This is a genomic window from Umezawaea endophytica, assembly GCF_025061645.1.
GTDB lineage: Bacteria > Actinomycetota > Actinomycetes > Mycobacteriales > Pseudonocardiaceae > Umezawaea > Umezawaea endophytica.
In genome coordinates, this window is record NZ_JANYMP010000004.1 from 275,270 (window position 1) to 292,211 (window position 16,942).

The window sequence follows — 16,942 nt, forward strand, 5'->3', positions numbered from 1 at the left end:
TTGAGGTAATTGATTACCGAAAGGAACCATAGCTCCCTGCAACGACAACAGGGAGGCACCACATGTCCGATTCGACCACCGCCGTCGTCCGGCAGTACTTCGACGCGCTCGCCGCGGGCGACCTCGACACCGTCGGGGCGCTGCTGGCGCCGGACGTCGTCTGGCACCAGCCGGGCGCGAACCGCTTCTCCGGCGAGCGGTCCGGCTCTGGCGAGGTGTTCGCCATGATCGGCGGGATGGTGGAGATCAGCCGCGGCACCTTCCGGATCGACCGGGTCGACCACGTCATGGGCAACGGCGACCTGGTCGCCGCGACCATCCACTTCGTGGCCGAACGGGACGGCGCGTCGCTCGCGCTCGACGGCGTCGACCTGCTGCGGGTCGTCGACGGCGTGATCGTGGAGGTGTGGCTGTTCGGTGCCGACCAGGACGCCGAGGACGCCTTCTGGGGCAGGTGATGTGCCGGTTCCGGACCCGCGTCGGATGATGGTGTCCGTCGTGCGGGGAGGTCCGAGCTGAACACCGTCGTGTCCGTGGTGCTGCTGGTGGCGGTACTGGCGTTCGCCGTCGTCCGGCCTCGGGGCTGGCCGGAGGCCGTGGCCGCGGTTCCGGCCGCGCTGGTCGTGCTGGCCACCGGGGCCATCTCGGTGCCGCACGCGGTCGCGGAGGTCGAACGGCTGGCGCCGGTCGTCGCCTTCCTCGCCGCGGTGCTGGTGCTCGCCCGGCTGTGCGCGGACGAGGGGCTGTTCGAGGCGGCCGGGTCGCTCATGGCCCGGCTGTGCTCGGGCAGCCCGAAGCGCCTGCTGGGGTCGGTGTTCGGCGTGGCGGCGGCGATCACGGCCGTGCTCAGCCTGGACGCCACGGTCGTGCTGCTGACGCCCGTGGTGTTCGCCACCGCCTCCCGCCTGGGCGCCCGGCCGAAGCCGCACGTGTACGCGTGCACGCACCTGGCCAACTCGGCGTCGCTGCTGCTCCCGGTGTCGAACCTGACCAACCTGCTGGCGTTCACCGCGGCGGGCATCTCGTTCACCCGGTTCGCCGGGCTCATGGCGCTGCCGTGGCTCGCGGCCATCGCCGTGGAGTACGCGGTGTTCCGGCTGTTCTTCGCCTCCGACCTCGCGGCGGGCGCGGACGCCGGACTGCCGGTGCCCCCGCGGAAGGCGCCGACGTTCGTGCTCGTCGTGCTGGGACTGACCCTGGTCGGGTTCGCCGTCACCTCACCGCTGGGCGTCGACCCGGCGTGGGCGGCGTTCGGCGGGGCGCTGGTGCTGGGCGTGCGAGCCCTCGTGCGCCGCACGACCACCCCCCGCGCGCTGTTCGGGTCCACGAGCGTCCCGTTCCTGGTGTTCGTGCTGGCACTGGGGGTCGTGGTCCGCGCGGTCGTCGACAACGGCCTGTCCGACGCCGTCGGCCACCTCATCCCGACCGGGAGCACGCTGCTCGCGCTGCTCGGGTTGGCCGCCGTCGCCGCAGTGCTCGCGAACCTGATCAACAACCTGCCCGCGGTGCTGGTGCTGCTCCCGCTGGCGGCCTCCGGCGGGACCGGCGCCGTGCTGGCGGTGCTCATCGGGGTGAACATCGGCCCCAACCTGACCTACGTCGGATCGCTGGCGACCCTGCTGTGGCGCCGGATCCTGCACCAGCACGACACCAGCGCGGACCTCGGCGAGTTCACCAGGCTCGGCCTGCTCACCGTGCCGGTGTCGCTCGTGCTCGCCGTTCTGGGACTGTGGGCGGGTCTGACCGTGATCGGAGGCTGATGTGGACGTCGTCGTCTGGATCGTCGAAGGCACCTGGCGGGCCTGCGCGCACGCCGCGCGGACGTTCGCCCCGCCGTCGTCGAGGATCGTGCTGCTGCACGTCACGGCACCGGACGTACCCGGTGCGGCGCACGGGGCGTTCGCGGGCCTGCTCGGCCGCGGCCACCCCGAACGCGATCCCGGCCACCAGGTGGAGGAGTTGGCGGAGGTCGCCGCGCAGCACCTGCTCGCCGTGGCCGCCGCCGAACTGGACCTGCCCGCCACCGCGGTGAACCGCCACGGCCGCCCGGAGGAGGAGGTGATCGCCGCCGCGGAGGGCGCGGGCCTGCTGATCATCGCCCGCGACGGCGACCGCACCCGCCTCGGCCCGAAGAGCCTCGGCCACGCCACCCGCTTCGTCGTCGACCACGCCCCGTGCCCGGTGCTGCTGGTGTGGCCGGAACAGGCGCCCGGCATCGCGTCGATCCCACCGCCACCCCGGTAAAACGCGTGCGCTCCCGCGGTCGTGGCGGGACGATCCCGGCGTGAAGACCTCCGACCCGCGCGGCGACGAGCTGCTGGAGCACCTGCTCGCGGCCGAGTCGCCCGACGTCCTCGCCTCGGCGTCGGCGAGCACCTGGCTCGCGGTGGACGAAGCCGTCCGCTACTGCCAGTGGGACCAGCCGACCTTGGCGGACGTGCTGGAGGCGCGGCGCGCGACCGGTCGGGCCGGTGCGTTGGACCGGGTGCTGGCGGCGTGCGACCGGCGCGGGTGGGCGCGCGAGGCGGCGGTCGTGGACATCGTGGAACGCGGGGAGTCGCCGCAGGCGCTGGCGTTGCGGGCTGCGGACCGGGTGCCGAAGGTCCGCGACCGGGCGCGGGCCGCGTGCGAACCGCTGCTGGACAGCCCGTCGGTGGTCGAGGTGGCGCCGGTGGCGTTCGCGCTGCGGGACCACCCCCTCGGGGCGTGGCTCGCCGAACGAGTGGAGTCCGCGCTGCGCTCGGCGACGCCCGCCGTGCTCGCGGTCGCGCGGGAGGCCGCCGACGTGCCGGCCCGCCGCTTCGCCTACGACGTGGCGCTGGAGCGGGGGATCCTCGACCTGGATGCGGTGCTGCGCGGGGCGTTGCGCGGCGAGGACCGGCCGATCCGCGTCCGGTGCGCGGAGGCCGCGACGCGGCTCGCCGCCGACGTCGACGACGTGCGCGTGCTCCTGACCTGCCGGGCCGCCTGCGTGCGGGCCGCCGCCGTGCGCGCGATCGGGCAGGAGGAGCACGCGGTGGCGGCGTTGACCGATCGCAGCGCGCGGGTCCGGACCGTCGCCCGGAGCCTGGTCGACGACCCGGCCGCGCACTGCCGGGCCCGGCTGCCGGAGGCGCTGCTCGGCCTGGGGGAGACCGGGGTCCCGGCCGACGCCGACCTGGTGCGGCCGTGGCTGGCGCACCCGAGTTCGCGGGTCCGCGCGGACGCGGTCCACGCGCTGCTGCGGTTGGGCGCGGTGGACGTGACCCGCTTCGAGGCGATGCTGACCGACCCGTCGGGGGCCGTCACCCGTGCCGTGACGCGGGCGCTGCGCCGTCACGCCGAGGCACTCGACCAGGACCGCCTGGTGGACCTGCTGCTGTCCGACGCCCGGAACGTGCGGACGGCGGCATACCGCCTGCTGGTGGCGAGCGACGCCTGGCACCGCCTGCTGGCCGATCTCGTGCTGGTGGCCCGCGACCCCGAACGGCGGGTGCGCGCGGCGGCGGACCTGCGGGTCTGGCTCTCGGACGCGCGGCAGACGGCGTCCCCGCCGCCGAACGCGGCCGACCTGCGTCGGGCGCTGGGCGCGGCCGAGCCGTGGCTCGATCCGGTGCTGCTGGAGGAGTTGGCGGCCGTCAGCGGATGACCTCCTCGATCAGCGCGTTCACCTCGACCGGGTTCTCCAGTGCGGCGAGGTGGGCGGTGTCGTCGAGCACGACGAACCGGGCGCCGGGGATCGCGTCGGCCATGACGCGGGTCTCGGCGACGGGGAACGTGGCGTCCTCGATGCCCGCGACCACGACGACCTTCGCCCGGATCTCGGCGGCCAGCGCGCGCTGGTCGGGGCGGCGCGGCACGACGCTCGTGACGGCCCAGCGGGCGGAGGCGATGTCGACCCGGCCGAGAGCGGCCCTGATCGTCTCGACCACCTGGGGGCGTTCGGCCTTGGTGGTCGGGCCGACGAACGCGTCGACGCACGGTCCCACCAGCGGCCCGCGGATGCCGCCCGCCAAGCGGGCCGCGCGGGTCAGGAGACCGAACTCGACCTTCTGCCGGAAGGGCGCGCGGGACACCGTGCAGTTCATCAGCACGGCCGTGCGGACGCGGTCCGGGAACCGGGCGGCGAAGGTGGCGCCGATCATCCCGCCCCACGAGTTGCCGACGTAGTCGGCGTCGGCCGCGCCGACGTGGTCGAGGACCTGCGCGACGACGTGCGCGCACTCGGAGAACTCGAACAGGCGGGTCAGCGGTTCGCTGCCGCCGTGACCCGGCGGGTCGACCAGCACGACCCGGTGGGTGGCCGCGAAGTGCTCCGCCTGCGCCGCCCACATGGTCCCGTCCATCAGCAGGCTGGGCCAGAACACGATCACCGGTCCGGCACCGCCGACCCGGATCCGGATGCGGCCCAGCACCGTCGGCACGTCCTGCTCCACGAGTTCCACCAGCGGAGCATCGTTGATTCCACGCCGACAGGCAACGGGGGCGGGCCCGTGAGCCCGCCCCCGAGGGGTCTACTCCACGACCACCTGGAACTCGACACCGCCGATGTCGCCGGTCTCGTCGAACTGCGCGACGTGCTGCACGAACTCGCCGCGCTGCTCACCGGTGAACAGCAGCTTCGTCTCGAACCGCTCACCGGGGCCGACCAGCAGCCCCGAGATCCGGCTCTGCCTCGGGTCGGCCACCAGCAGCGAGGTCTCGCCGACCTGCTTGACACCGACGCCCTGGCCGCCGCCCTGCTTCCACCGCTCGAACAGCCTCGGACCGAGGTCGACCACCAGCGTGCCCGCGCCGATGAACGGCTTGGCCGGGCTGGTGAACACGAGGTCCGTCTTGATCCGCTCGAGGGTGCCGTTGCCGACGGTGAACGGCGCGGTGCCGACCTGGCCCGGCTTCACCCGGATCGAGTCCACGTTGCGCCAGGCGATGTTGTTGTTGTTCTTGGCGTTGAGCACCGTGTTGGACACCTCGGCGAACGTCATCGGGTCCGTCGCCGACACCCACCGCGCGAGCAGGCAGAAGTGACCCGGCCCCGGCACGTTCACCCACGGGATCTTCACGACCGTGGCGCCCGCGGGCACCGAGAGGCTCTGCTGCCCGATCGCCGTCCAGTCACCGCCGGTGGCCGCGTTCCACACCGCCGCGCCGCCCTGCGCGGTGTAGTAGACCTTCAGCGTCCCGAGTCCGGGACCACTGCCGTACGGGCCGGGGTTGTGCAGTTTGACGTGCACGTAGCTGGTCGACCCGACCACCGGCTGGCTGCCGGGGCAGTCCGCCGCCGTCGGGCACACCTTGATGTCCGGGCTGCTCCACACCGATCCGCTCGGGTTGGGTTCGACCCCGGTGTCGGACGCTTGGTCGTGCATGAACACGTCCGTCTGGCGGCAGTCGCTCAGGAACCGCTGGATCGCCGTGGCGGTCCCGGTGCCGTCGGGTTGCGCCTGCACGTACGTGCCGCCGGTCGTCGTCGCGTAGTTCTGCATGATCGGCGTGATCGTCGGGGTGTAGGCCGCCGACGTGGGCACGTAGACGGCGGAGATCTTGATGCCCGCGCCGAGCGCCTCGGTCGCGCGCGTCGCCGCGTTCACGTCGTCCGTGCCCGCGGTGTAGGTGTCGTCGAACCCGCCCGGCCGCGCGTCGGTCACGAGCACGACGAACTTCGTCGCGTTCGACCGCCACACCCCGGAGAAGTTCCCGGCCTGCGGCCGCCCGAGCGCGGGCAACCGGTTGACGACCGTGTTCACCGCCTCGTCGGACGCCTCCGGCTCAGCACCACCACCGCCGGCGGCCAGCACGTTCGTCACGTAGTTCGTGACCGGCCCCGCGTTGCCCGGCGCGAGGTCGTTCACCACGGTGATGTCGTCCTTGAACGTCACCAGCCCCAACTGGTAGTCACCGCCCGACGCCGCCACGACGTCGCTGACGATGCTGTTGATGCCGGTCTTGATGTTGGCGATCGTGCCGCCCATGCTGCCGGTGTCGTCCAGGACGAACGCCACGTCCAGCGGACCGCACCGGGTGGCCGCCGCCGCACCGGGGGCCGCCGTGGTGACAGGGGTCGAGACGACAGAGCCCAGCACGGCCACCACCGAGCAGGCCAGCGCGCCGAGAACGCGCCGTCGTCCACGTTGACGAACGGAATCCATCAGACCATCTCTTCTCACTCGGGCGACCGGGTGCAAGGCCCGCTTCGCTGCTCCGAACGCGATCGTTGCGATCACGTGAGGCGGATGGGGGAGGAGAGGGGGAAATACGGTGAATACGGTTTTGGGCATTGGTTTCGGGAATGGTATAGCCCGGAATTGTGGATGAACGGACCGTTCGGCCTATCGCATTCGTTCGCGTTGTCAGATGTTCGGTCACCAGAGCTGTTGTGGCGGCCGTCGGTGCCATCCCGACGGCCGCCACCACGGCCAAGGCGACCGTGCCTGTCCCGTGGAGAAGAATCCGGGTGCTTGTCGCCCTATTTCAGTGGCGGCCACGGCATTCGGGGGACTTCTGGTGGGCTGAACGTGGCCAGATTTGCCCAGTCCAAACGAAATGGGCACGGCGGGTCGCGAAAGTGGATGATTCTTTCGCCTTGGAGAGGTATTGATTCATCCGAAGGTCCATCGCCCCGGTCGACCCGTGGTGATCGCCGTCATCCGGGGTGCGTTCGCCTGGCACCGGGACCAGGCTCAGCGCCTGGGTCTGGCCAGTGCGTAGGTGGTCGTGCCGACCACGCCCAGCACGCCCGCCGTCCACGCGGCCGGGGTGTTGTCCGGGGCCTGGAACAGCCACGTCGCCACGTGCACCGGTACCTCGTCCGAGCGCGGGATGAAGAAGGAGATGGCGAACCAGCCCAGTGGGAGGGTCCAGGCGTGTTGGCCGCCGAACGCGGCCGCCGCGAGTGCGGCCAGGCCTGCGAGGCCCGCGCCGGCGCGGAGCACGAAGGCGGCTGGGGCCAGGTCGGTGGTGAAGGCCAGGAGTAGGGCGCTCGCGACCGCGGCGATGAGGACCACGTGCGCCACACGGCGGGGGAACCAGCGGATGGCGGCCGTGCGGTCCAGGTGGGGGTCCTGGCCGGTGAGGCCGATGGCCAGCACGCCCACGGCCGACACCACGGACAGCGCGGCCATGGCGGGGTTCGGGGGGTCGGTGATGGCCCACACGGCGAACGTGGTGACCAGGGCCGACGCCAGTGCCACGGGGATCTGGCGGGAGCGGGCGTAGAGGGTCAGCCACCTCATCGGGTCAGCGCCTCCAACTGGTCGCCCTCGCACGAGACGCCGATCTCGCGGGCGGCTTGGACGCGGGCGAGCTGGTCGGGTTCCGGCAGGGCGCGGAAGGTGTTCCACGTCCGTTCGGCCTCCGGCATCGACCCGGTGTTGAGGTAGGAGGACCTCGCCAGGGGCTTCAGCTCGCCGGTGAAGTACGCCGCGGTCACCAGGCGGGCCGTGTGCTCGCGCTGCACGCTCTCGCCCGCGGTGTTGAAGCTGTAGCACGACGGGACGCCCGCGCCCGCCACGAGGAGGCGGGTGAGGTCGGCGGCGGGGAGCTGGTTCGCCCGCACCGTCTCGAACACGACGGTCACGGCGTCCGCGGTGCGGGGCCGTCCGGTGAGGTCCGGGACCTCACCGGTGAACTCACGGACGGTGGTCGGCGGGTCGGGGAGCTTCGCCAGCATCCGCAGCGCCTCGGTGCCGGGGCCGGTCAGCGAGGCCAGCCGCGCCTCCTGCATCCGCGACACGCACACCGGGCCGTCGCACACCTGCTCCATGGCGGCGGTGTCGACGACGTAGGTGGTCGCCGGGGTGGACGGCAGCACGGCGAGCGCGAGCGCGACTCCCAGCGCCACCGGCACCAGGGCGGCCAGCCGGGTGCGCAGGGTGGTGGCGACCATCAGCAGGATACCGGTCGCCGCCAGACCGGCCAGCCAGAGGGCCTGGCCCGCGGTCGCGGCGGTGGAGACCGTGGTGAACACGCTCTTCATCGAGAACAGGGCGGGGGAGAGCAGCGCGACCTGGTTGGGGATGCCGTTCCCCTCGATCGACAGCGGGATCGTCACCACCAGGGCGACCACGAACAGCAGCGGCGGGACCAGCGGCGACGGGATCGCCCGAGAGACGCCCATGCCGAACCACGCCCCAGCGACCAGGCCGAGCACGCCCACGAGGGTCGCGGGCAGCCAGGAGAAGGAGACGTAGCCGCCGCCCGCGACCGCCTGCACGCCGCCGAAGGCGAACAGCACCGCGTACGCGAGGGTCAGCGCCAGGCCGATCGCGAAGCCGGTCTGGGCGACCCGGTGCAGCGCGGGCCGCGGGGTGGAGCCGAGCAGCTCGGTCATGCCCGACCGGTGGTCGCGCAGGCCCTGGATCGCGCCCGCGCCGATCGCCAGCGGCCACAGGAACACCAGCATGAACCGCACCCAGTGGGAGGTCGTGGTGAGCTGCTCGGTCCACGCGACCGTGCCCTTCGTCCACGGCGCGCTGAACAGGTAGAACATGCCGAGCGCGACCAGCACGACGATCGCGCTGATCCACAGCGCCACGGAGCGCCGCAGTTCGACACCGAGGATCCGCCGGTTCACCAGCTACCCCTTCCCTGGTTGAGGAGCGCGGTGTAGCCGCGTTCGATGGGGCTGTCGCCGACGTGCTCGGACGTCCCGGCGGCGGCCAGTTGGGCGGGTGTGCCCTGGAAGACGAGCTTGCCGTCGGCGAACAGCACGACGTCGGTGCACGCGGCGGCGACATCCTCGACCAGGTGGGTCGAGACGACGACGCAGCTCTCGGTGCCGAGTTCCTGGAGGAGTTCGCGGAAGCTCAGCCGCTGCGCCGGGTCGAGACCGGCCGTCGGCTCGTCGAACAGGAGGATCGTCGGGTCGTTGACGATCGCCTGCGCGATCCCGGCCCGCCGCACCATGCCCCCGGACAGCGTCTTCATCCGGTCGTCGGCGCGGTCGGCGAGACCGACCCGCTCGACGGCCCGCTGCACCGCGGCCGGGATGTCCCGCTTCGGCATCTCCTTGAGCCACGCCATGTACTCGACGAACTCGCGGACCGTGAAGCGCTTGTAGTACCCGAACTCCTGGGGCAGGTACCCGATCCGGCGGCGCAGCTCGCGCTGGTCGGCACGTCCCCCGACGGCCGTGCCGAGCAGGTCGAGCGCGCCACCGGCCGGGCGGAGCACCGTCGCCAGTGCTCGGATCAGGGTGGTCTTGCCCGCGCCGTTCGGCCCGAGCAGCCCGTGCACGCCGGTGCCGAGCGACAGGTCGAGCCCGTCGACGGCGACCTTGCGCGCGCCGGCGCGGACCACCAGCCCGGATGCTTTGATCTCCCACGCGTAGGTCGTGGGTGCGGTGTCCACCGCGTTGGTCATCTTGTTCCCCTTCATCGGTGTGCGCCCAGGTCCGCGTAGGCGCCCCTGCGGACGGCCACGACGAGTGCCCCGAGCACGAAGAGCGCGCCCCACACGGGAAGTCCGTTGTGGTGCAGGGCGAAGGACGGTTGCGCCATGGCCACGCTCGGCGCGATGATCACGGCGGCCCACACCGCGATCAGGCCCGCGGCGGCGCGGGTGACGCCGACCAGGCCGCCGAGCGCGAGCGTGCCGGTGGTGAAGGCCAGGCACGGCAGCAGCCAGAGTGCGGTGGACGTGCCCGAGCCCGCGAACAGCAGCGTCGGGATCACCACCAGCAGCACCGACACCGTGCGCCGCAGCAGCAGGTAGAGGCCTGCCCGAGGGGTCGACGCGACGATCTCGTGCATCGGGTCGAGTGCCTTCGCCCACGACACCGCCACGCCGAGCACCGGCAGCACGGGCGCGAGGAGCAGCACCACCGACACCTCGTTGTCGGGCGACCGGGCGAACCGGTCGAACAGCAGCGCCACGAGCGTCACCGCCGTCGTCATCACCAGCCACGGCACCATCGCCGGGGTGGTCCACCCGGCGAGCCCGCGCAGCGGGTTCCACCGGGGTCGGGCCTTCGGCGTGAGCTGCGGCTCCAGGTCGGTCCACACGGCCTGGACCAGCGCGGCCGTCGACCCCTCGACGACGTCCGCCAGTCGTGCCCGGCACACCGCGCACGACTCAAGGTGCGATTCGACCGCCCACACCTCGTCGGCCGGGATGTCCACCTCGCCCCGCGCGTAGCGGCTGACGAGCCGCTCACTGGGGTGTTCCACGGTCATGACAGCGCCTCCCGCATCGCGATCCGTGCCCGCCTCGCGCGGGTCTTGACGGTGCCCTCGGGCACCCCGAGCAGGACCGCGGTCTCCCGGACGGTCAACCCGTCGAGGACCATGGCCTGGAGCACCTGCCGCAGTTCCGGCGCGAGCCGCCGCAGCGCGTCACCCACCTCGTCACCGACCACGGTGGCCAGCACCTCGTCCTCCGCCGCGGCCGTGGCGGGCTCCTGAGCCGCCGCGACCGGGGGTTCGGCGTGGTGGGCGCGTCTGCGGAACGCGTCGATGAGGCGTCTGGCCGCGATCGTCCACAGCCAGCCGACGGCCGTGCCGCCCGTGGCGGCGCCGGAGAAGGCGTTCGCCGCGCGCCACACGGACAGGTAGGTCTCCTGCATGACCTCGGCGACGATCTGGTCGTCCGCGCAACGGCGGCGCAGGCGTACCGCGATCCAGGGCGAGGTGCGGCGGTAGAGCTCCTCGAAGGCGGCCCGGTCGCCCTTGGCGACGAGCCGTACGAGGTGCTCCTCGTCGCGGTTGCTCAGCTTGGTCCTGATTGGTCCCACACCCCGCTAGACGCCGAATCCCGGTGGGAGGTTCTCGGGAGAAGGTGTCATGGGTCACATGGTGGGGCGGGGTGGTTCACCCGAATCGGAGGGTGGAGAGGGGGAGTTCTTGTCGGACCCCGTGCGTAGGTTGTGTGTCGGGGGGGTCCTGGGGAGTGGGGGACGCCTGGTTAGGGGTGGGTGGGGCTTGGGTGGGGGGTCGGTCGTCACCCCGCTCGCTTGATTGTCTCCATGCCCGTTTTGGTTTGTCAAGGCGGGAAAGATGCCTTGACAAACCAAAACGGGCATGAGGGCGCTTCGGATCGGGGTGGCGCCCTGGGTCTGGGTGACTGGTGGCCTGGGTGCTGCCGTGGGGCCGGGATGGGCCGGGTGGCGTTGCTGCGCTGGCGACGGTGGTGGGGCGGGTGGCGTTGCCGCGTTGGGCGGTGATGGTGGGCCGGTTCGCGTTGCCGTGTTGGGCCGTGGTGGGTTCGGGGGCGTTGCTGTGCTGGGCCGTGGTGGGTGTGTGGACGTTGGGTTATCTGGTGCTTTCCCGGATTTCCAGTGAGAACGGGGTCTGCACGTCCTCTGGGGCGAGGTTTTGGCCGCCGTTGATGTTGATGCGGCGGCGGATCAGGTCTACCGCGCTGTGGGCGATGGCGGCCTTGTCCGGGGCGATCGTGGTCAGCGAGGGCATGCTGTAGGCGCTTTCCTCGTTGTTGTCGAAGCCGACCACCGCCACGTCTCTCGGGACGCTGACGCCGTGTTCCGCTGCCGCGCGCAGGGCGCCTATGGCCAGCAGGTCGTTGAAGCAGAAGACGGCGTCCGGTGGTTCCGGTAGTGACAGGAGGTGGGCCATGGCGTCTGCGCCGTCTCGGCGGTGGTAGTTGAGCGCCTGGACGATGTACTCGTGGCGCAGGGGGAGGCCCGCCGCGGTGAGTGCTGCGCGGTAGCCGTCCAGGCGTTGGGTGGCGGTGCCGCGGTACGGGTGGGCGCCGATGGCGGCGATCCTGCGGCGGCCGAGCTCCACCAGGTGGCTGGTGGCGACGGTGGCGGCGAGGACGTTGTCGATGCCCACGTGGTCGATCGGTACGTCTACCGAGTGCTCGCCGAGCATGACCACCGGGATGCCGGGGTCCAACTGGTCGAAGTCCCTGGCGTGCAGGGCTTCCGGGCTGACGATGGCCGCGTCGATCATGTGCGGGCCCAGTGCGGCGAGGGTGGAGCGTTCGCGGTCCCTGGTGCCCAGCGTCTGTTCGATGAGGACGTTCCACTCGTGTTCCCCGGCGGCTTCCAGCACCAGTCCGGCCATCTCGCCGAAGTAGGGGATGCTCAGCTCGGGCAGCACGAGGGCGAGCGAGCCGGTCCGGCCGCGGCGCAGGTTGCGGGCGCCGATGTTCGGGCGGTAGCCGGTCGTGGCCAGGGCCTCCTCGACGCGGCGGCGGTTGTCCGGTTTCACGAACTCGTAGCCGTTGACCACGTTCGACACCGTCTTGACCGACACACCGGCGAGCCTGGCGACGTCCTTGAGCGTGGCCAACAACGGCCTCCCATCGGCGTCGGTAGTGGGGAACATAACGAATCCTAGCGGGTTCACCAGGGTCTTTACAACGTTGTACCAACGATGTAAATCTGTTGTCGCCCAGTCTCCGTGACGGGGCTCACGCCGTCCGACCGAGGAGCCACCGATGTCCACGCCGCCCGTGCGCCGAACCAAAGCCGCCCTGCTCGCGGTCACCACGCTCACCGTCGCGCTGACGGCCTGCACCAGCCGTGAAGCCGAGTCCAACAGCCAGTCCAGTGCCGGACCGGCCGCGTCCGCCGCCGCGTCCCAAGCATCGGGTCCCGGCTGCACGCTTGACAAGACCGGATACCCGAAGGTGGACGTGAAGTCCGCGATCGTCGGCTTCTCGCAGTCGGAGAAGGAGGCGAACCCGTTCCGCACCGCCGAGACCCAGTCCATCAGGGACGAGGCGGCGAAGCTGGGCATCGCGAACGACAAGCTGCTGGTCACCAACGCCCAGAGCGACCTGAACAAGCAGATCAGCGACATCAAGTCCATGCTGGACCGGGGCGCGCAGTTGCTGATCGTGGCGCCGCTCAACTCCGACGGCCTCCAGCCCGCGTTCGACGCGGCGAAGGCCAAGAAGGTCCCGGTCGTGACGATCGACCGCAAGGTGACCTCCGCGCCCTGCACCGACTACCTGACGTTCATCGGCTCGAACTTCGTCGAGCAGGGCAAGCGCGCCGCGGTGGAGATGGCCCGTGTGACGGGCGGGACGGGCAAGGTCGCGATCCTGCTCGGCTCGTCGGGCAACAACGTGACCACCGACCGCGCCAAGGGCTTCAAGGACGAGCTGGCCAAGACCCCCGGCCTGACCGTGGTCGCGGAGCAGACCGGTGAGTTCGACCGGTCGAAGGGCCAGGCCGTCATGGAGCAGCTCATCCAGAGCAACCCGGACATCACCGCCGTGTACGCGTTGAACGACGAGATGGGCATCGGTGCCGTCACCGCGCTCAAGGGCGCGGGCAAGGTGCCCGGCAAGGACGTCAAGATCGTCTCGATCGACGGCACCAAGAACGCGGTGCAGCTCATCGCCGACGGCAGCTACAACGCGGTCGTCGAGTCCAACCCGCGCTTCGGCCCGCTGTCCTTCAAGGTCCTCCAGGACTTCGCGGACGGCAAGGAGATCAGTGAGAACGTGGTGATCTCCGACGACCAGTACGACGAGACCAACGCGAGCGCCAAGCTCGGGAACGCGTACTGACCGTGAACCCTGTGCTGGATGTAACGGACGTCGTGAAGGAGTTCGTCGGCGTGCGAGCGCTCGACGGGGTGTCGTTCACGGTGCGGCCGGGGGAGGTGCACGCCCTGGTCGGGGAGAACGGCGCGGGCAAGTCCACGCTGATCAAAGTGCTCACGGGCGTGCACCGCCCCGACTCCGGCGAGGTCCGGCTGCGGGGCGAGGTGGTGTCCTTCGACCGCCCGGTTCGGGCGCAGGAGGCCGGGATCTCCACGATCTACCAGGAGGTCAACCTCGTCCCGCTGATCAGCGTGGCGGCCAACGTCTTCCTCGGCCGCGAGCCGCGAACCCGGTTCGGGCTCGTGGACTGGGCGAGGATGAACCGCGACGCCAAGGAACTGCTGTCGGGGTACGGCATCGAGACCGACGTGAAGCGTCCACTCGGGACGCTCAGCGTCGGCGCGCAGCAGATGGTCGCGCTGGTGCGGGCCGTGTCCACGGACGCCGACGTGGTGATCATGGACGAGCCGACGTCGTCGCTGGAGCCGCGCGAGGTCGAGACGCTGTTCTCGGTCGTCGAACGGCTGCACGAGAAGGGCATCGCGGTCGTCTACGTCAGCCACCGGATGGACGAGCTGTACCGGATCTGCGACCAGGTCACGGTGCTGCGGGACGGGAAGATGGTCCACACCGGACCGTTGAACGACCTGTCCCGCATCGAGCTGGTGGCGATGATGCTCGGCCGCAGCGTCAGCGACATCCGCGAGCACGGCGCGACCGCGTTCGGCGAGGACCACAACGCCGGGAAGGAACCGCTGCTGAGCGCGGAGAACCTGTCCAGCGGGGTGCGGCTGAACGACGTGTCGCTGTCGATCCGGCCCGGCGAGGTCGTCGGCCTCGCCGGGCTGCTCGGCTCGGGTCGAACGGAGACCGCGCGGGCCATCGTCGGCGCCCTGCCGCTCGACGGCGGCACCGTGCTGGTCGGCGGCAAGGCGTTGAAGGCCGGTGACGTCGGCGCGGCGATGCGCGCGGGCATCAACATGCTGGCCGAGGACCGCAAGGCCGAGGGGATCATCCCCAACCTGTCCGTGCGGGAGAACATCGTGCTCGCCGCGCTGCCCCAGCTCTCCCGCTTCGGCGTGATCAGCAGGGAGAAGCAGGACCGGATCGTCGACACCTTCGTGAAACGCCTGCGCATCAAGGTGTCCAACCCCGACCAGCTCGTGTCGGAGCTGTCCGGCGGCAACCAGCAGAAGGTGCTGCTGGCCCGCTGGCTGTGCACCAAGCCGAAGGTCCTGCTGCTCGACGAGCCCACCCGCGGCATCGACGTCGGCGCCAAGGCCGAGGTGCAGGCGCTGATCGACGAACTCGCCCAGGAAGGCTTGGCCGTGCTGCTGATCTCCTCGGAGATGGAGGAACTGCTCGACGGGGCTGACCGGCTGGTCGTGCTCAAGGACGGGGCCGTGGTGGGTGAGCTCTCGGGTGACGACCTCACCCAGGACAAGGTGCTCGCCGCCATCGCGGGGGAGGCGCCGTGAGCGCCACCACCCTGGCCCCGGCAGGCTTCGACCGGGCGCGCGCGGCGCGGTGGTTGCAGGAGTACGGCGTCTACGTCGCGGTCGTCGCGCTGCTGCTGTTCAACGTGTTCTTCACCGCGAACTTCCTGACGCTGGGCAACTTCCGCACGCAGCTCGTGCAGGCGGCGCCGGTCTGCATCGTGGCGCTGGGCATGGCGCTGGTGATCGGCACCGAGGGCGTCGACCTGTCGGTCGGCGCCGTGATGGCGCTCGCCGCGTCGTTCATCCCGCTGTACCTGGGCGCGGGCCCGATCCCCGCCATCCTCATCGCGCTGGTGGTCGGGCTCGTGGCAGGCACGTTCAACGGCTTCCTGGTCGCCCACCTCGGCATCCAGCCGATCGTGGCGACACTGGCGCTGCTGGTCGGCGGGCGCGGGCTCGCGCTCGTGATAGCCGAGGGCCAGCTCGTGCAGTTGCACGACAAGACGTTCCTCGAGCTGGGCGACGGCGACCTCGCGGGCATCCCGATCAGCGTGTGGATCGCGGGCCTGCTGTCGGTCGTGATGGCGCTGCTGGTCGGGCGCACCACGTTCGGCCGCAGGCTGGTCGCGATCGGCGGCAACCGCACGGCGAGCGGGCTGGCAGGCCTGCCGGTGAAGTCCGTGCTGGTCGGCGTGTACGCGATCTGCGGCCTGCTCGCGGCCGTGGCGGGCGTGCTGGCGACCGCCCGGCTCGGCGCCAGCGACCCGGCCGACATCGGGCTGCTGATGGAGCTGTCCGCCATCACCGCGGTGGTGGTCGGCGGCACGGCGCTCACCGGCGGTCGGGTGCGGATCGTCGGAACGGTGTTCGGCGTGATCCTCATGCAGTTGGTGCGCGCCACGCTCATCAAGCACAACCTGCCCGACTCGACCGCTCAGATGGTCCAGGCCGCGATCATCATCATCGCGGTGTACGTCGCCCGTGAACGGAGCACCCGTTGACCGCCGTGATCACCGATCCTCCGGACACCACCGCCTCCACGACCCGGCGCGAGCTGATGACCGGCGTCCTGCAACGGCAGGGCGCCGCCATCGCGCTCGTGCTCGTGGTGGCCGTGGCGTGGTTCTCGTTCCCGCGCTTCGGCAGCCTGGACAACCTCCGGGACCTGGCGTTGCAGAGCTCGTTCCTGGCGGTGATCGCGCTCGGCATGACGTTCGTGATCATCACCGGCGGCATCGACCTGTCCGTCGGCTCGGTGTACGCGCTCGGCGGCGTGCTCGCGGCCTACGGCTCGCAGTACGGGTTCCTGGTCGCGCTGGCGCTGCCGCTCGCGGTGTGCGGGCTGATCGGGTTCGTCAACGGCGTGCTGGTGGCCAGGACGAAGATGGCGCCGTTCATCGTCACGCTGGCGTCTCTGCTGTTCGCCCGCGGGTTGCTGCTGGCGATCACCGACGAGGGCTCGAACACCTACCGCGTCCCGGCCGACTCGGCGTTCATCGAGCTGGGCCGCGGCACGATCGGCGGGTTCGGGTACCCGGTGTTCATCGCGGCGGTGCTGTGCGTGATCGGCGGGATCGTGCTGCGGCGCACCAGGTTCGGCCAGTCGGTGTTCGCCACCGGTGGCGCCGAGCAGTCGGCGCTGCTGATGGGTCTGCCGGTGGCGCGCACCAAGATCACCGTGTACACGATGAGCGGTGTGCTGTCCGGTCTGGCGGGCGCGCTCACCGCCGCCTACCTCCAGTCCGGTGTCACGGTCATCGGCGTCGGCACCGAGCTGGACGCCATCTCGGTCGTCGTCATCGGCGGCACCCTGCTGACGGGCGGCGCGGGCACCGTGCTCGGCACCGTCATCGGCGTGGGGCTGCGCAACGTCATCCAGAACATCATCAACCAGATCGGCACCCTCGACAGCAACTACCAGTCAGTGGTCAGCGGCGCGTTCCTGCTCGTCGTCGTGATCCTGCAACGGTCCCTCGCCAGAACGAAACCCCGACGATAGGAGGTCCCGCTCC

General features: G+C 71.2%; 16 protein-coding genes. 8 read left to right on the forward strand and 8 right to left on the reverse strand.

Going from position 1 to position 16,942, the window contains the following annotated elements; genetic code table 11:
* Positions 1-62 precede the first annotated feature (62 nt).
* From NZH93_RS11205 to NZH93_RS11220, 4 genes are all read left to right on the forward strand, one after another.
* A complete protein-coding gene (locus NZH93_RS11205; protein WP_259622926.1) occupies positions 63-458 on the forward strand; it encodes a nuclear transport factor 2 family protein in 396 nt (131 codons plus the stop codon).
* 69 nt (positions 459-527) lie between these two features.
* Positions 528-1,760, forward strand: coding sequence for an SLC13 family permease (locus NZH93_RS11210; protein WP_259622927.1), 1,233 nt, complete (start codon positions 528-530; stop codon positions 1,758-1,760).
* A gap of 1 nt (position 1,761) precedes the next feature.
* Positions 1,762-2,244 carry a universal stress protein gene (locus tag NZH93_RS11215; protein ID WP_259622928.1) on the forward strand — a complete coding sequence of 161 codons (483 nt, stop codon included), beginning with the start codon at positions 1,762-1,764 and terminating at the stop codon, positions 2,242-2,244.
* A gap of 40 nt (positions 2,245-2,284) precedes the next feature.
* Positions 2,285-3,628, forward strand: a complete 1,344-nt coding sequence (locus tag NZH93_RS11220) for a hypothetical protein (protein WP_259622929.1) — start codon at positions 2,285-2,287, stop codon at positions 3,626-3,628.
* Here NZH93_RS11220 and NZH93_RS11225 read toward each other — a convergent pair.
* The 8 genes from NZH93_RS11225 to NZH93_RS11260 form a co-directional block, all read right to left on the reverse strand.
* Positions 3,618-4,424: an alpha/beta fold hydrolase gene (locus NZH93_RS11225; protein ID WP_259622930.1), complete on the reverse strand. Its 807-nt coding sequence runs from the start codon at positions 4,422-4,424 to the stop codon at positions 3,618-3,620. The two genes, NZH93_RS11220 and NZH93_RS11225, sit on opposite strands and share 11 nt — an antisense overlap.
* Positions 4,425-4,493: 69 nt before the next feature.
* A complete protein-coding gene (locus NZH93_RS11230) occupies positions 4,494-6,128 on the reverse strand; it encodes a vWA domain-containing protein (RefSeq protein ID WP_259622931.1) in 1,635 nt (544 codons plus the stop codon).
* 531 nt (positions 6,129-6,659) lie between these two features.
* Complete coding sequence (locus NZH93_RS11235) at positions 6,660-7,211, reverse strand: hypothetical protein (RefSeq protein ID WP_259622932.1); 552 nt, start codon at positions 7,209-7,211, stop codon at positions 6,660-6,662.
* Positions 7,208-8,551, reverse strand: a complete 1,344-nt coding sequence (locus NZH93_RS11240; protein WP_259622933.1) for a hypothetical protein — start codon at positions 8,549-8,551, stop codon at positions 7,208-7,210. The genes NZH93_RS11235 and NZH93_RS11240 overlap by 4 nt, the downstream gene beginning before the upstream one ends.
* Positions 8,548-9,339 carry an ABC transporter ATP-binding protein gene (locus NZH93_RS11245; RefSeq protein WP_259622934.1) on the reverse strand — a complete coding sequence of 264 codons (792 nt, stop codon included), beginning with the start codon at positions 9,337-9,339 and terminating at the stop codon, positions 8,548-8,550. Before NZH93_RS11245 ends, NZH93_RS11240 begins: the two co-directional genes overlap by 4 nt.
* 11 nt (positions 9,340-9,350) lie before the next feature.
* Positions 9,351-10,151 (reverse strand): zf-HC2 domain-containing protein, encoded by an 801-nt coding sequence (locus tag NZH93_RS11250; protein WP_259622935.1) that lies wholly within the window; start codon positions 10,149-10,151, stop codon positions 9,351-9,353.
* Positions 10,148-10,708, reverse strand: a complete 561-nt coding sequence (locus NZH93_RS11255) for an RNA polymerase sigma factor (RefSeq protein WP_443742647.1) — start codon at positions 10,706-10,708, stop codon at positions 10,148-10,150. Before NZH93_RS11255 ends, NZH93_RS11250 begins: the two co-directional genes overlap by 4 nt.
* Positions 10,709-11,225: 517 nt before the next feature.
* Entirely contained in the window at positions 11,226-12,263 is a 1,038-nt protein-coding gene (locus tag NZH93_RS11260) for a LacI family DNA-binding transcriptional regulator (protein WP_259622936.1), read from the reverse strand.
* A 112-nt stretch (positions 12,264-12,375) separates the two neighbouring features.
* Here NZH93_RS11260 and NZH93_RS11265 point away from each other — a divergent pair, with 112 nt between their 5' ends.
* From NZH93_RS11265 to NZH93_RS11280, 4 genes are read left to right on the forward strand one after another with little or no spacing between them, the layout of a single operon-like run.
* The gene (locus NZH93_RS11265) at positions 12,376-13,455 is read left to right on the forward strand and encodes an ABC transporter substrate-binding protein (RefSeq protein ID WP_259622937.1); all 1,080 of its coding nucleotides are present in this window, start codon (positions 12,376-12,378) and stop codon (positions 13,453-13,455) included.
* Between the two features lie 2 nt (positions 13,456-13,457).
* Positions 13,458-14,969 (forward strand): sugar ABC transporter ATP-binding protein, encoded by a 1,512-nt coding sequence (locus NZH93_RS11270; RefSeq protein WP_259622938.1) that lies wholly within the window; start codon positions 13,458-13,460, stop codon positions 14,967-14,969.
* Positions 14,966-15,931 (forward strand): ABC transporter permease, encoded by a 966-nt coding sequence (locus tag NZH93_RS11275; RefSeq protein WP_259622939.1) that lies wholly within the window; start codon positions 14,966-14,968, stop codon positions 15,929-15,931. Before NZH93_RS11270 ends, NZH93_RS11275 begins: the two co-directional genes overlap by 4 nt.
* A 56-nt stretch (positions 15,932-15,987) precedes the next feature.
* The gene (locus NZH93_RS11280) at positions 15,988-16,929 is read left to right on the forward strand and encodes an ABC transporter permease (protein WP_259623144.1); all 942 of its coding nucleotides are present in this window, start codon (positions 15,988-15,990) and stop codon (positions 16,927-16,929) included.
* Positions 16,930-16,942 lie beyond the last annotated feature (13 nt).